Origin of the sequence: Saltatorellus ferox (assembly GCA_007751475.1) — a bacterium.
GTDB lineage: Bacteria > Planctomycetota > UBA1135 > UBA1135.
Window position 1 is genome coordinate 7,548,917 of the sequence record CP036434.1, and the last position, 12,714, is coordinate 7,561,630.

Annotated in this window: 9 protein-coding genes and 1 pseudogene; 3 read left to right on the top strand and 7 right to left on the bottom strand. The window is 66.4% G+C overall.

Features of this window, described 5'->3' with window-relative positions; all coding sequences use genetic code 11:
- Positions 1–75 precede the first annotated feature (75 nt).
- A complete protein-coding gene (locus Poly30_RS27390; RefSeq protein ID WP_145205524.1) occupies positions 76–558 on the bottom strand; it encodes an RrF2 family transcriptional regulator in 483 nt (160 codons plus the stop codon).
- 443 nt (positions 559–1,001) lie between these two features.
- Positions 1,002–1,226, bottom strand: coding sequence for a hypothetical protein (locus Poly30_RS27395; RefSeq protein ID WP_145205527.1), 225 nt, complete (start codon positions 1,224–1,226; stop codon positions 1,002–1,004).
- A gap of 158 nt (positions 1,227–1,384) precedes the next feature.
- Between Poly30_RS27395 and Poly30_RS29000 the strand changes: the two are divergent.
- A pseudogene (locus Poly30_RS29000) lies at positions 1,385–2,548 on the top strand (outer membrane beta-barrel protein).
- Between the two features lie 24 nt (positions 2,549–2,572).
- On the opposite strand, the gene Poly30_RS27410 reads toward Poly30_RS29000, so the two are convergent.
- From Poly30_RS27410 to Poly30_RS27420, 3 genes are read right to left on the bottom strand one after another with little or no spacing between them, the layout of a single operon-like run.
- Positions 2,573–2,800, bottom strand: a complete 228-nt coding sequence (locus Poly30_RS27410) for a YheU family protein (RefSeq protein WP_145205535.1) — start codon at positions 2,798–2,800, stop codon at positions 2,573–2,575.
- A gap of 34 nt (positions 2,801–2,834) precedes the next feature.
- Entirely contained in the window at positions 2,835–3,107 is a 273-nt protein-coding gene (locus tag Poly30_RS27415; protein WP_145205537.1) for a hypothetical protein, read from the bottom strand.
- A 15-nt stretch (positions 3,108–3,122) separates the two neighbouring features.
- A complete protein-coding gene (locus tag Poly30_RS27420; protein ID WP_145205540.1) occupies positions 3,123–5,345 on the bottom strand; it encodes a protein-disulfide reductase DsbD family protein in 2,223 nt (740 codons plus the stop codon).
- A gap of 226 nt (positions 5,346–5,571) precedes the next feature.
- Here Poly30_RS27420 and Poly30_RS27425 point away from each other — a divergent pair, with 226 nt between their 5' ends.
- Entirely contained in the window at positions 5,572–6,510 is a 939-nt protein-coding gene (locus tag Poly30_RS27425) for a hypothetical protein (RefSeq protein WP_145205543.1), read from the top strand.
- A gap of 70 nt (positions 6,511–6,580) precedes the next feature.
- Here Poly30_RS27425 and Poly30_RS27430 read toward each other — a convergent pair whose 3' ends face one another.
- Together Poly30_RS27430 and murJ are read right to left on the bottom strand one after the other, a co-directional pair.
- Positions 6,581–9,157, bottom strand: coding sequence for an adenosylcobalamin-dependent ribonucleoside-diphosphate reductase (locus Poly30_RS27430; protein WP_419190738.1), 2,577 nt, complete (start codon positions 9,155–9,157; stop codon positions 6,581–6,583).
- Between the two features lie 283 nt (positions 9,158–9,440).
- Positions 9,441–11,321 (bottom strand): murein biosynthesis integral membrane protein MurJ, encoded by a 1,881-nt coding sequence (gene murJ / locus Poly30_RS27435; protein ID WP_145205549.1) that lies wholly within the window; start codon positions 11,319–11,321, stop codon positions 9,441–9,443.
- A gap of 127 nt (positions 11,322–11,448) precedes the next feature.
- Here murJ and Poly30_RS27440 point away from each other — a divergent pair, with 127 nt between their 5' ends.
- Positions 11,449–12,696, top strand: coding sequence for an NHL repeat-containing protein (locus Poly30_RS27440; protein ID WP_145205553.1), 1,248 nt, complete (start codon positions 11,449–11,451; stop codon positions 12,694–12,696).
- The last annotated feature ends 18 nt before the right edge of the window (positions 12,697–12,714 follow it).

Here is a 12,714-nt window from a genome sequence, read left to right on the forward strand (position 1 = left end):
AGGAAGGGTCAAACGTGGTTAGGGTCGTGTGGTCGGTTGAGCTGGCGCGGAGGCGTCGGCTCCTGTTCGGGAATTTCAGGCGGCGCCGGAGGGCTTGCTCTCGTCGGCCGCGGCGGCTTTCTGCGCCAGCGCCACGAACTCGCAGAGTGGCGTCGGCTGGCCCTCACCGCGGGTGACGTCGCTGACCTTGGTGCGGCCGAGAAGACGCTGCTCCTCCAGGATCACGCGGTTCAGCAGGCTATGGAGCGGGCAGAGCTTGGTCCCGTGGCTCGCGAGGCTCAGGGGGCAGCGGTCGATCGGCTGGATCGGGTCGACCTCGTTGACGACGTCGAGCAGCGTGATCTCCGCGCTCTCCTTCGCCAGGGTGTAGCCCCCGCCGATCCCACGCTGGGCGTGGATCAAGCCACCGCGGACGAGCGGCTGGAACACCTTGGGCAGATAGCTCGATGGGACCTGGGTCGCCTGGGCGATCTGGGTCTTCGTCTGGGGCTCGTTCGGGTGCTGGGCGAGCCACACGACGGCCCGGAGGGCGTACTCGGCTGTTTGTGTCAGTGCCATGGGTGATATCGGTCACTCCTGCGTTGCCTTCGGGGAAGGCGCCCGGCGGGCCCGCCGAGTTCGGGAGTTCAAGACCTCGATATCCACAATATCGACAAGCACCCCTTCGGCATAGAGGAGTTCCGCATCTTCTTGACCTCAAGTGACGCCATGCGGCCCTAAATCATTCACGCGAAGCCGCTTATGTCCCCGTAGAAATTTGGCCCGGGAGAAGAACAGTGTTATCTCCCGAGCCAAGAAAAAGGCTCCGGAGCAGGCCCGGAGCGGGGACATCGCGCTCTTAGGAGTCTGCGCCACAGAATGCGGTTTCGCGAGTGCCGTCAGGATTCGCGCTCGGAAGGCGCGCCGGACCCCCCATGGTTTGATGCCATTGGGGTTTGGCGCAACGCCGCGAGCGCGGATCCTGGCGGTGCTCGCGGAATCGCATTCTGTGGCGCAGACTCCTAGCTGCGGTCGCGGACCCAGTCGCGAACCGCGTACTCGGACCTGTCGAGATGAACGCGCCGGGGCAGCTTTGCGACTTCGGGAGCCGTTTCCAGGGCGGATGCGGGGGCCTCCACCACGGGCGCGGCCAGTACGGGGGAGGGGTGAATCGAACGGGAGGAACCGGCGTCTGTCGACTGACAGGCGCCACAGATCAGCGCGAGGCTCAGAAGAGTGACCTTCATGCTGAAACCCTATCCCATCCTCGCCGGGACGGCGGATTGACCGATTGACTTAAGAACAAACCCTCAGCTCACCGATGGCACACCCCTACGCCGCTCGTAGTGCACGCCCGCCATGAGGCGGCCCTTCGCTCCCGTTCACCAGTTCCCCCTGGCCGCCGATGACTTGTTCGACCCCCACGAGACGCCCCGCGCTGCTCGCCCTGATCGCCGGTCTCGGCGGCACCTCCGCTCTGGGGGCAGCTCCGGCCGCCCTCGCTCCAGCACCGCAGGAGGAGTCCTGGAAGCTGTTCGACAGCCTCCTGGGCGACACCGGCATCGACGTTGGCGGCTGGATCCAGCTCGGCTACCACACCGAGTCCAACGATCTCTTCAACACCGACCCGGACCGGCTGAACCTCCAGCAGGCGTGGGTCTTCGCCGAGAAGGTCGCCGCCGCTGACGCGGGCGAGGTCGGCTTCGGCTTCCGCTTCGACGCGATGTACGGCACGGACGCCGGCGATACGGTGGCGTTTGGCAACGGCGTCAGCTCGAGCGGCGATGGTCAGGGCTGGGACGCCGGCTCGAACTTCGTCACGGGCGACGGCTACGGCTGGGCTCTGCCCCAGGCCTACGTCGAAGCCGCGAGCGGCGACTGATCCGTCAAGGCGGGCCACTTCTACACGCTGATCGGCTACGAGGTCGTCGGCGCGCCCGGCAACTTCTTCTACAGCCACGCCATCACGATGTACAACAGCGAGCCGTTCACGCACACGGGCGTGCTCGCGAGCTACGCGGCCAGCGAGGACACGACGTGGTACGGCGGCTGGACGCTCGGCTGGGACACCGGCTTCGAGCAGTTCGGCGAGGGCAGCAACTTCCTCGGCGGCGTTTCGACCACCGTCAACGAGGACGTCACCCTCGCCTACATGACCACGCTGGGCGACTTCGGCGCCCGGGGCTCGGACGGCTTCATGCAGTCGCTGATCTTCGACGTGGCCCTCGGCGACGCGCTCAACTATGTCGTGCAGTCGGACCTCCTGCACGTCGGGAGCACGGGCGAGGACACGATCGGGCTCAACCAGTACCTCTTCTACACGCTCGACGATCGGACGACGCTCGGCGCGCGCTTCGAGTGGTGGAAGGCCGACGCCATCACTGGCTACGCTCCCCACGGAGGCAGCGCCCCCACCAGCGGCGCGACCTCGCACTACGAGGCGACGTTTGGCGCGAACCACCTTCTATCGCCCAACCTGATGGTGCGTCCGGAGTTCCGCTACGACTGGTCGGAGGGCGCGGACTACCACCGTGGAATCCTGGGCATCGACCTCGTCGCGACGTTCTGACCGCGACGAATCCCAGGAGCGGGTTCACTCCACCTTCAGGATGTTGCAGGTCCGGGTCTTCTCGTCGAACCAGACCTCGGCCTTGCCGCGCTCCAGCAGCTCGAGCACCTGGGCGACCTTGCGGTCGCCCTCGGTGTGCTCGGTGCCGTCGCGCGTGACGAACTCCTCGACGATGGCGTGGAGAGCGTCATCGGAGAGCTGATCGAGGGGGATGTGAACGCCGGAAGGCGGTTCTTCGCTGGGTCTCACCATGGGGATCGCGGTCGCACTGACCACCCGGATGGGTTCACTGTAGCTCGGTGATGACGTACTCGAGGAAGTCCACGAACTTCTGCGACTGGCCAGGGAGAACTGCCCCTTCGAAGCGGCCCACCTCCTTTTCGGTTTGGGGATCCATGGCGACGTAGATGGGCTGAGCTGGTGACTTCGCCACGGTTTCGATCAAGCCCGCAATTCGCGCGTTGAGAACGGGGTCCTTGGTGTCGGAGTGCAGACGCGCCTCGACGAACTGACCCTTGAGCGGACGAACTTCGGGAAGTGGAAAGATGGAGACCTCCATCTGGCGGCAGTTCTGTCATGTGTGCGCCGTGAAGTTCGCGATCAAGTCCAACCCCTGGGAGAGCGCGAACTCCCGAGCGAGATCGTAGTCGTCGACCACGACGTAGGAGCCCGCTTCCATCTTCACCCCGTCGGGGAGCGCGGAAGCGCTGCCGCCGCCTTGCGTGTGGGTTTCCACCAGGCCACGTGAGTAGGTGGGTGGCGGCGCCATCGCGCTCATGATCAGGCCGTCCAGCTGATAGCCCATCGCTCCCATCACGCAGTAGAAGCCACCCGAAACGGTGACGATCGCGGCCATGAGCCGTCCAGGTCCGATCTCACCGTCCGGGCATTCTCCCTTGAGATTGACGCGACCGAGCAGGTAGTAGCCCGCCACGAAGGCGATCGCCGCCCAGAGCATCAGGAACACCTCGCGCGGGAGCACCATCAGGTGCAGCGCGATATCGGCGTTGGAGAAGAACTTGAGCGAAGCCGCGAGTTCGACGAAGCCCATGAACACCTTGAGGGTGTTCATCCAGGCTCCAGCGGAAGGCATCGCGCTCATGCGACCCGGCAGTAGCGCGAGGACGACGAAGGGCGTCGCCATCGTGAGTCCGAAGGCCCCCATGCCGAGGGCCACGCGCATGACACCACCGGTCGCCGCTCCGCCAGCGATGAGCGAGCCGACGAACGGACCGGTGCACGTGAAGCTCGTGACAACGAGCGTCAACCCCATGAGGAACACGCCCAGATAGCCGCCTTTCTTGCTGGCGTTCCCGGCGAACTTCATCATGAATCCGGGCGGACGAAGATCGATCATCCCGAAGAGGGAGAGCGCGAACACCACGAAGATCACGCCGATGATCACGTTGGTGATCCAGCTGGCCGCCACGTCGACCATCACGGGCCCCAGAGCTGCCCCCAGTATCACGAAGATCGCAACGATGCCCGCGCCGTAGGCGAGCGCCAGCGGCAAGACCTTCCCACCACGGTCGTCGGCCTGCTTCGTGAAGTACGAGATCGTGATCGGGATCATCGGATACGTACAGGGCATCAGGAGCGTGAAGAGCCCCGCCCCGATCGCCAGCAGGATGAAGCCCCACAGACTGTCGCTCGTCGTGTCCTGACCGAACTGTTTCGGCGCCTCCGTGGACGTGGCGCTCGCATCGGCCGCGTCAGCACCCGACTCCTCTGGCCGCGTCCATTCCGCGAACGCCGCCGCGTACATCGCTGGCTCACCCTCGCCTTCCACCTCGGGGGTCATGTTCACGAACACGCAGCTCGCGTCATCGCACGACTGCCCGTCCACGTGGATCACGATCGACTCGGGATCGAACTCGTCGTACGCCTCACCCTGGACGCCGAAGTAGAACGTTTCCTTGTAGGCCCAGACCCAGCCGTCGTCCGCCCCTTCGATCTGCACGTAGCGGAAGGGCTCGGGGAAGTGCACGGGTTCCCAGTCGACGTTCCCGCCCTCGACCGTGATCGTGGTCGGGAGCGCGACACCGGGCCCCTTGTCCTTCTCCTCCGGACCGCCGTACATGTGCCAGTGCTCCGGCGTCGCCACCTGGATGACCAGCTCGACGCGGTCGTCCTCCAGGCTGCGGGCGAACGCCCGCGACATGGCCTTGGCATCGTCCGCGAAGAACGGCTTCCAGACCGGAGCGGCCGCGGCGGTGCTCACCTCCTCACTGACCTGAACCTCCGACGGCGCGAGCGCCTCCTCGCCCACGAGGAGCGCCGGCGGGAAACCTGCCCAGATCGCATCGGTCCCCTCGCTCCGGAACGTCAGGCTCTCCGACCAAGGCACGCAGACCGACTTGTCGCAGACCTGCCCGACGATCTCGGCGGTGACGTCCGAGGCCTCGAAGTCGGCGCCGACACCGGGGGCCGCTGCGTAGAGCACGGTCGCCTTGTCGAAGATCTTCGACGTCCAGTCGATGCTCTCGTCGTACTTGACCTTCGGCTCGGGAAACCAGACCGGCGTCCAGACCGCGCCGTCGATCTCGCCCATCGTGACCTGGGTCGGCTGACCGCCCACCTCGCCCGGGCCGTCGTCGTAGAACCAGCAGCCGAAATCCGGCGTGACCTGGATCGCGACGAGCAGATCCTCGCCCTGGACCTTGGCGAAGAGCTTGGAGCTGGCCGTCTGACCGAGAACGGGTCGGGCAGCGCCCAAAAGGACGGCCAGGCAGAGACTCGAAAGCGCGAGGACGCGCGCGAGTCGTGGAACGATGTGATTCAAGGTCGGGCGATTCATGGGCTTCGGGGCGGGTCAGGCTACCGCCATGGCCGTACGCGGGGCGACCAGATCCGGGAGTTCACCGCTCCACTTATTGCAGAGGCCTTTCATCCTGAACCCGCGTCCATGGCCCGCCCCTACAATGGAGCCTTGGGAATCCCGCCCACTCCGCCGACATTAGGATGAGGGAAGGAACCTGGCGGGCCCTGGCCAGCCCCTCCCCCCCCAAGCGCTCCCACTCACCATGAAACGGATCACCAGCACCCTCCTCGTCGCCGCACTCCCCGCCCTCGCGATGCCCGTGTTCAGCTCGCTGCTGGCTCCGGGTCCGATGAGTACCGCCCGTGTCGGCCAGCAGGGTAGCCAGCAGGGTGGCCTGCAGGGTGGCCAGCAGGGCAACGGCCGCGACGATGGCCTCGGCGACCCCGCCGGACTCGATCAGGGCCTCGGAGCGGACGAGGACGAGGCCCTCCCCCCGGAGGGCTTCGATCCGAAGAACCGCGAGGGCTACGACCTCTTCGGGCGACGCACGAAGGTCAGGGGCAACACGTTCGAAGAGCGACTCCAGGGCGGCTGGCGCCTCGTCCGCATGGACCTGGCCGGCTCCAACCCCACCGGGCGCCTCGCCCAGGGCTTCCTGAACATCAGCCCTTCCTTCCTGTCCATGGAGATCCACGCGCTGTGGGAAGAAGGCAGCGACGACTCCATCCCGGAGAACGACATCCACACCACGTTCACGGCCGAGTACAAGGTCGATAATGGCGGCAAGCTCTACTGCTCGACCGTCATCGGCTCCTTCGTCGACGAGGAGACCGGCGAACTGATCTGGGAGCGCACCGGCTACGAGCGCGAGTACCGCGTCCGGGAGATCCTCAACCAGCTCGAGCTCACCTTCAGCGAAGAGGGTGACCGCCAGAGCCGACTGGTCTTCGAGCCGTACCTCCCGCGCGAAGCCGGCCAGCGAGACATCTTCGGTCGCAAGGAGATGGGATCGTTCGGAGCGACGGACATCTTCGGGCGCAACAGCGCCGCGGAGAAGGGTGAGCGCGACATCTACGGCCGACCGGTCGCGCCTCCCGCAGAGGGCTCCACCGGTGAAGAGGGAAAGAGGCCGCCCATCCAACCGCTACCCAAAGGTCCCGGTGCGGGCGGTGCTCCACTCAGCGGCCGCGGCGGCCGCTGACGTCCGACGTCGCCTTCCACCGCCAAACGCTTCCGATCAACACCGGCTTCCGATCAACGCTGGCTTCCGATCAACACTGGCTGAAGCCGCAGGAGTTGCACTTCACGCACCCCTCCTGAAACGACAGATCGCCGGAGCACGTCGGGCACTTCACCTTGTAACGCGACGCCTGGTTTTGCATCGCGGGCGTGCGCCGACGCTCGACCGGCGCCTCTGCTTCGATCGCGGCCGGATCGACGCGGCCCAGGAGGAGGTTCTCCAGACCATGCTCCTCCTTGGCCCGCTTGTAGCGCAGAAGCGCTGTCGCCAGGCCATCGGCCAGCGACATGATGCGGCCGTCCTTCGTCGGCACCGAAAGGCTCGATCCGATCCCCGAAAGCTGCGCGACCGCTTTCTCCAGGCTTCCGTTCGAACGCAGCCAGAGCGAGAGGATCCGGCAGATCGCCTCGAGGTCCGAGTTCGCCACGTCGCCCCCCTTGCCGAGCTGCGCGAACACCTCGCGCTCCCGCCCGCTCTGGAAGTCGACCGACACCTTCACGTGCATGTTGCCGAAGGGCGTCATCTGGCGAATGCGCAGCGACGGCATGATCTCCGGCAGCTTGATCGGTGCCAGGGTTCCGGTCTCGTCGTATCGAAGACCGCTGGAAGCGACCTCCGCGGAGGAGCCGGGCTGTGCGTAACCCGCCCCCTCCGCTTCAGTCTCCATCCCTCCCGCGGGACGGTCGGCACCCTGGGAGCCGGACTCTTGCGAGCCAGAACCCTTCAATGCCATGGGCTGCATTTCGCGGCAGCCATCGCGATACACGGTGACGCCCTTGAGATCGAGGTCGATCGCGAGGTCGTAGATCTGTCGAACGTCGTCGATCGAGGCGTCGTTCGGGAAGTTGATCGTCTTCGAGATCGCCGCATCGCAGTGGCGCTGGAACGCCGCCTGCATCTTCACGTGCGACTCGGGAGCGATGTCGTGGGCCGTGACGAAGAGCTCCCGATGGGCTTCGGGAACGTCGTCGATATGCGCGAGGGTTCCCTCTTCCAGGATCTTCTCGATGAGTTCTTCGGAGAAGTAGCCCGACGCCGTCGCGACGCGCTCGAAGACCTCGTTGACCTCGCGCATGACCGTGGGGGTGCCATCCGTGTCGCGCATGACCTGACGCTCGAACGCGAGACTGAACATCGGCTCGATCCCGCCGGAACAGCCCGCGATGATCGAGATCGTCCCGGTGGGCGCGATGGTCGTCGTGTAGGAGTTACGCAGGCGGACGCCGCGCTTCTCCCATTCGGAGCCTTCCCACGCGGCGAAGACGCCGCGCTCCTCCGCGAGGACCTCGGACGCGAGGTGAGACTCCTCGTCGAGCACGCGCATGACCTCTTCCGCGAAGCTGAGCGCCTCGGCGGAGTCGTACGGGATCCCGAGTTCGAAGAGCGCGTCGGCGAAGCCCATGACGCCGAGGCCGATGCGGCGCGTCATGCGCGACATCTCCGCGATCTCGCGCAGCGGGTACTCGTTGACCTCGATCACGTCGTCGAGGAAGCGCGTACAGGTGTGGATGACCTCGCGGTACGCATCCCAGTGGAACTGTGGCGTGGCCGTCCCGGCCGCCCCTTCGCCAGGGATCACGAATCGGCCGAGGTTGATCGAGCCGAGGTTGCAGGAGTCCCAGGCGTGCAGCGGCTGCTCGCCGCAGGGGTTCGTCGCCTCGATGGCGCCGACGTTCTTGATCGGGTTCTGGGCGTTGATGCGGTCGATGAAAACAAGGCCCGGCTCGCCCGTGGCGTGGGCGTGCTCGATGATCTCCGTCCAGAGTTCGCCGACGGTCCAGAACGCGCCCGCCTGGCCGCGCTTCTGCAGCGGACGCCAGACGCCCGTGTGCGGGTCCTTGACCTCGTGGATCGCGCTCGGATCCCGCTCCAGCGCCTCGATGAAGGCGTCGGTGATGGCCACGCTGATGTTGAAGTTCGTCAGCTTCGTGCGGTCGTCCTTGACGACGATGAAGTCGCCGACGTCAGGGTGATCGATGCGCAGGATGCCCATGTTCGCTCCCTTGCGGAAGGCGCCCTGCTGGATCGAGTCCGAGGCCTTCGAGAAGACCTCCATGAACGTCAGGGGGCCCGCGCCCGATCCGCCGGAGCTGTCGACCCGCTCGCCCGCCGCCCGGATCGACGAGAAGCTGAATCCTGTGCCGCCGCCGGCCTTCTGGATCAGCGCCGTCGCCTTGACCGCGTCGTAGATGCCGTCGACCGAATCGGTCACCGGCAGCACGAAACACGCAGAGAGCATCCCGCTACCGCGGCCCGCATTGGAAAGGCAGGGGCTGTTCGGCAGGAACATCCGCTGGCTCATGAGCGTGTAGTAGTCCCGCGCGACCTCGAGGGCCTCTTCGGCGAGGGCGTTGAACTTCAGCTCGGCCCTGGCGACCGTGCGCGCCACGCGCCAGAAGAGCTGGCGAGGCGTCTCGACCAGTTCGCCCGCCTCGTTGCGGATCAGGTAGCGGCGCTCCAGAACCGTCAGCGCGTTCTCCGCCACGTCCGGATCCGGCAAGTCCGCCGGGGGATCGACGGCATCGAGCGCGCTCCCCTCGTACTCCCCACCCTGGGCGTCCCCGCCCCTGAACTCGCTGCCACGCTCGGAATCGCTGGAGTCGTTCACTTGCCCGATGCCTCCGGGGGAAATGGCGCGCTCGTTGCGAAGCGACTCGACTTCGGATGACGAAAGGTCCTGATCTGATAGCTCAGCTTGGCTGCGGGTCGAAGTCACTGGTTTCCTTTCGTCGAGGCGGCGTAGCGGTGCGGGACGTCAAGTGCGGCGGCGTTGACACGCCGGCGAGTGATTCGATCACGGTCGCAGCGGCGCGCGTCTCCATCTTTTCCAGGAACGCAACTCGATGCAAGCAGTGTTCAGCACGAACGCGCGACTTCTGCGCTCTACCGCCCTAACTCCGGCTTCTTCGGCCCAAGAATTTTCTGGCGATCACGCGAACGACATCGACGCCTAGGAGCATGCCGCCCGCCGCGTACGTCCCGCCACCCACACCGATGGCGACAGTCAGCGCGGCGGTTCGTCCGACGATGCCGTCGAGCAGGGCTTCTGCGCCTGATGCCGCTGCCGCCGCGATCAGGGAAGCGACGAGAATCTTCCCCAGCGCACCGCGCATGGGCACACCACACGCCGGTAGACCGAGGCGAGAGGTCAGCCCGGGAAGCAGCGCCGCCGCGTTCAAGGCGCTCGTGATGGCCGTCCCGGCCGCGAGGCCCTCGACATCCATGCCGAGCCCCACCAGGAACCATGTGTTCAACAGGGCGTTTAGAAACAACATGGACACCGAGATCTTGACAGGCGTCAAGAAGTCCCCCATCGCGTAGTAGGTGCGGGCGATGAGACCGGTCGCTCCTGCGGGCAGGATCGCCAGGCAGAGCGCCTGGAGCGCGGGTGTCGTGCGGAGCACGTCGTCGCTCTGGTAGCTGCCGCGTTCGAAAAGGACCTCGAGCACGGGCTGCGAGAGCGCGAAGAGCCCGCACGCCGCAGGGACCGCCACGGCCGCGATGGCGAGGTGCGTGGTGTCGTGCAGCTTACGGAGCCCCCGAAGGTCGCGCTTGTGGCCCAGGGCTTGCAGCGCCGGAAACACCGCGCTCGTCGCAGCGATCGCCACCAGCGCCAGGGGAAACTGCTGGACCCGGTTGGCCAGGTAGTGGGCCGTCGGGCCGCCGTTCGGAAGCAGCCCCTCGGCCATGAGGCCATCCACCATCACGTTGATCTGGTAGACCGCGGCTCCCAGGGCGAGCGGCGCGGATCGCTTGAGGACGTCGAGGGGCTTCGGCGCGTCGGTCGGCAGGGGTGTCCGGCTCGCCCTGCCCCCCAGTAGCCCCGCCGCCCGCAGCGCCGGCAGCTGGACCAGGAGCTGAACCACGCCCGAGACCAGCACGCCGATCGCCAGCCAGCGCGCCATTTCGAGGTGGCGCAGCTGCCCCTCGACGCCCAGCTCGCCCGGTGCTTCGGGTGAAGCGCCGAACCACCCGAACTGCATGGCGACGAGCAACAGCACCAGGATCCAGATGACGTTCATCGCCGCGGGCGCGAAGGCCGGAGCGGCGAAGCTGCCTCGCACATGGAGCGCCCCGGTGAAGAGCGCGGAAACGCAGACGAGCACGACGAATGGCATCAGCCGGAGCGTCAGTTCCCGAACCGCCGCAGGATCCTCTCCGAGCCACAGCCATTGCGTCCCGGGCATGCGATCGGGCGTCAGGTAGACGAGCGCCATGATCACCAGGCAGAGGCCCAGAAGCAGGCCCGCCAGCATCTTCAGCGTGCGCCAGAAGAGCGTCGCCCCCGCGACCTCGCCGTGGTCGGAGTCCACGGCGGTGAGCGCCGTCTGGAAGCTCGTGGAAAGCGCGCCCTCCCCGAGAAACCGCCGGAAGAGGTTCGGAACCCTCCAGGCGGTGATGAAAGCATCGTAGATCCCCGAGTTTCCGCCGAAGAGCGCCGAGGCCACCGCCTCGCGGACCAGGCCCAGCACCCGACTCAAAAGGGTGAAGGCTGAGATCAGTGCCGTGCGGCGTCCGAGCCGGGTGTGCCGATCCGGCGGTGCAGGCGAAGAGTGCCCCGGTCCTCCTGCGGCGCCAGCTCCCTCCGTTGGACCTGTCGTTGGCTGATTCAATGGAGCTGATGAAGCGTGCTTGAGCGCAGGAGGGCGATTCGGCGGAGGACGAGCGCCCTTCGGCGAGCACGTTAGCGGCTCGAAAGGACGCGCGCTCGTCCCAAATCTTCGCCAATTCCTCTCATCGAGGCCTGGATCGAACAGAAGTACGGCTTCCACGGCGAAGGTGCCCGAAAACCGTCCTACGCTAGGAGTAGAACCAGGTCAGACCTTGCCACGCCACCCCACACTCATGGACACACCCGGCCTTTCCCTCCGGAGAGTGGGAGGGGTCGTGGCTTCCCGGATGGCTGCCTGCGCACTCGTAGTGGCCGCAGCGGCGCCGGCTCTCGCTCAGCGTGTGATGGTGCCGCACAACTACCCGGGCGCCCAGGTAGCCCTCGTGAACATCCGGGCGGGCGCGCTCGTCCGGGGGGACTGGATCGACGTCCAGGCCACCGGCATCCCCACCCCTGGGAACAACGTTCTCCGGGACGCCGAACTCGTCGGGGACGAGATCTGGGTGGCCTCGCCGTTCTGGATCTATCGCTACGAAGCCCGGGGAGAAAGGAACTTCATCTCGTCCTTCAGCGTGCACGACCCGGTCCGCAGCATCGAGGCTCAGTCGGCCGCGCAGAACCATCGCGTCGTCATCACGACCAACGAAGGCCTGCGCTTCTACACGCCGGACGGTACGTACCTCGGGGATGTGGATGTCGACGGCACCTCCGACACGCTGGAACTCGAAGGCTCCATGCTCGTCGCCCTTCAGGACCGCAACCGCATCGACCGCTACACCCTCGATGGCCAGCGAATTTCGACGTTCGCCGGCCCGTCGGTCCCCACCAGCCTGGGGCTCCTCTCGGAGCCCCTTCAGCTCAGCCGCAGGCGGAACGGAAACATCCTGGTCTGCGGGGCCGTCCGAATCTACGAGTTCACGGCCCAAGGGGACTTCGTCGGAGAATACGACGTCGGCCCCTTCGAGGGCGGCGTCATCGAATCTCTGAGTGGACGGCTGTTCGTGCCGCTCCAGAACAGCGTCGCGCTCTACGACGAACTCACGGATCAAAGCACACTGATCGGCGGCCTCTACTTCGGCCAGGGCCGGCGCGTCGGGTATTTCGACGACGGATCACGCGCAGTTCTTCAGCCAGGGGAGTGGGCCAGCGACGTCGTCTGTCGCGGCGCCGAGCACTCTGGCGGCGACCGAGCGCGCGTCGGCATCCTCGGCAGCCCGGATCTCTCGGAAGAGTCGCTCGCCCTCTTCGTGGACCGCACGCCGCCGTTCGCGCAGTCGCGACTGATGATGTCGCGCGTCCAGGAGTTCCTTCCTGCGGGTCCCGTCGGAAACCTCTGCCTCGATCGAAACACGCTCCTCTTCGTGGGCAACGCGCAGCAGAGCGACAGCCGCGGACGGGCCGTGTTCCAGATCGTGCGGGGACCGCAGGTCGCGATCCAGCTGGGAGCAGGCTCTACCTGGCTCGCTCAGACTCTCTTCCGGGACGGGCCGGTGATGCGGCTTTCCAGCGCGATGTCGTTCACGCTGACGCCCTGAACGAGGGCATCCGTCCCG

What these genes read in the sequence shown, in the direction of transcription:
- Poly30_RS27410 (WP_145205535.1), bottom strand. Translation starts at nt 2,800, where the DNA reads ATGGTGAGACCCAGCGAAGAACCGCCTTCCGGCGTTCACATCCCCCTC.
- Poly30_RS27395 (WP_145205527.1), bottom strand. Translation starts at nt 1,226, where the DNA reads ATGAAGGTCACTCTTCTGAGCCTCGCGCTGATCTGTGGCGCCTGTCAG.
- Poly30_RS27415 (WP_145205537.1), bottom strand. Translation starts at nt 3,107, where the DNA reads ATGGAGGTCTCCATCTTTCCACTTCCCGAAGTTCGTCCGCTCAAGGGT.
- Poly30_RS27425 (WP_145205543.1), top strand. Translation starts at nt 5,572, where the DNA reads ATGAAACGGATCACCAGCACCCTCCTCGTCGCCGCACTCCCCGCCCTC.
- Poly30_RS27440 (WP_145205553.1), top strand. Translation starts at nt 11,449, where the DNA reads ATGGCTGCCTGCGCACTCGTAGTGGCCGCAGCGGCGCCGGCTCTCGCT.
- Poly30_RS27390 (WP_145205524.1), bottom strand. Translation starts at nt 558, where the DNA reads ATGGCACTGACACAAACAGCCGAGTACGCCCTCCGGGCCGTCGTGTGG.
- Poly30_RS27420 (WP_145205540.1), bottom strand. Translation starts at nt 5,345, where the DNA reads ATGAATCGCCCGACCTTGAATCACATCGTTCCACGACTCGCGCGCGTC.